Source organism: Domibacillus sp. 8LH (genome assembly GCF_038806185.1).
In the GTDB taxonomy this organism is placed as follows: Bacteria; Bacillota; Bacilli; order Bacillales; family Domibacillaceae; genus Domibacillus; species Domibacillus indicus_A.
Genome location: NZ_JAVJNG010000230.1, coordinates 1 through 255, shown reverse-complemented (window position 1 = coordinate 255; position 255 = coordinate 1). Strand labels below are relative to the sequence as shown.

Genomic DNA, 255 nt, shown 5'->3' with positions numbered 1-255 from the left:
AAGTAGATGCAAGCGGATCTACCGCAGGATAAATACCTTGTTCAGATAATTTACGATCAAGGTTGGTTGTAGCATCTAAGTGAGCAAACGTCGTAGCTGGTGCCGGATCTGTATAGTCATCCGCAGGTACATAGATTGCTTGGATAGATGTTACGGAACCTTTATCAGTAGAAGTAATACGCTCCTGAAGCTGTCCCATTTCAGTTGCAAGTGTTGGTTGGTAACCAACCGCTGATGGCATACGGCCAAGTAGCG

General features: G+C 45.5%; 1 pseudogene. It reads right to left on the bottom strand.

From position 1 onward, the window contains the following. A pseudogene (locus RG959_RS24540) lies at positions 1 to 255 on the bottom strand (F0F1 ATP synthase subunit beta); the annotation flags it as partial.